Origin of the sequence: Vibrio sp. YT-16, from assembly GCF_033337405.1 — a bacterium.
Classification (GTDB): domain Bacteria; phylum Pseudomonadota; class Gammaproteobacteria; order Enterobacterales; family Vibrionaceae; genus Vibrio; species Vibrio alginolyticus.
Window position 1 is genome coordinate 1 of record NZ_JAWOQQ010000086.1, and the last position, 1,316, is coordinate 1,316.

Here is a 1,316-nt window from a genome sequence, read left to right on the forward strand (position 1 = left end):
TTTTGCTAAAGCGCCACAAACTAAATCACAAGATCTTGCCCTTGCAGCAACATGAATTCGCTTGTGCCTTGAGGAATGAACACGCACACTCGTAAGTTGTCTTTTTTCGCTTTGGCTAACTTATCAGACAGTTCTGCCGCATTTGAAAAGGCCTCACGTTCGGCATCTCTTCTTACCAGCTCCATCGCGTCTGATTCACACTTAGTCGAATACAGCGCGAGTTCGGCTTGCTGCATGTAGCGAACAGCTTTGATTGGCAGCATTTCGACGTCTTTTCCGAGATGAATCCAAGTACAGCTGCCCTTCTCATCCAATGGGTTTGCCATCGTTGCCTGATAGATCGTTTCAAGCTCGCGGTTATTACGCGCGTTTTCAACATCAGGGTTAGAGAAAAATTGCTCCCAGAACTTACGGCGTAAATCGACACTTGGTAACGCTTCTTTGATCGAATTACGTTTCGAGTTGGCAAACTCGGCCATCAAACCCATGTTCTGAGGAAGAATCGCTTCAAGCTTTTCACGAATATTGCGAATCAGTACCGGAGACGCTCCGCCACTTGAAATTGCAATCTGGATTCTGCCACGGTTGATCATTGAAGGTGTGATGAAGTCACAGTACGGTTTGTCGTCTACGACGTTGACCAAAATGCCAAGCTCTTTGGCATTTTTATACACCTGGTGATTCAACTCTGGGTTATCAGTGGTGGCCCACACTTGCACAAAACGTTTTGTAACAAGGTCACTTGAATAAAAGCGCTGTACCCAATGGATTTGGTGCTCATCGGCAAGCCTTGATAAGAACTCAACCAAAGTTGGAGAAACAATGGTGACATTCGCCCCAGCCTTGAGTAGCGCTTCCACTTTACGGCTCGCCACTTCTCCACCACCAACAACAAGTACTGGTTTATTCACTAAATCTAAGAACAGAGGAAAATATCGCATTTCAATCCATGATTACTCTTATTTGCTATTGCTACTCATGCTACCAAAAATGGGGCAAACACATCACCCTGTTTCGACATCACAAATAATTTTTGTTCAAATTTTTGCGTAACTCAGTCGAGCTAGGCTAATGATAGATTTAATAACAACTTTTTATTCTCTCATTTTATTCACTCTTCTATTGATTGTTCTGATGCACCAAATTGACCGAGTTTTGCACTATTTACAAACAATTAACATTTCGTCATTCTAATTCTCAAGGAGCTTTGGAAGTTCTCTCAAAACTCTATTTAAATTATATATTTGAGAATTAACAGATCCTTTCCTACGCTTATAACTGGTTGATTTATCGATTGCCGTTTCTTCGAAAATCAA

The 1,316-nt window shown here is 42.0% G+C and carries 1 protein-coding gene; it reads right to left on the reverse strand.

Features of this window, described 5'->3' with window-relative positions; all coding sequences use genetic code 11:
* Positions 1–20 precede the first annotated feature (20 nt).
* Complete coding sequence (locus R7F07_RS24925) at positions 21–941, reverse strand: bifunctional precorrin-2 dehydrogenase/sirohydrochlorin ferrochelatase (protein WP_015296766.1); 921 nt, start codon at positions 939–941, stop codon at positions 21–23.
* Positions 942–1,316 lie beyond the last annotated feature (375 nt).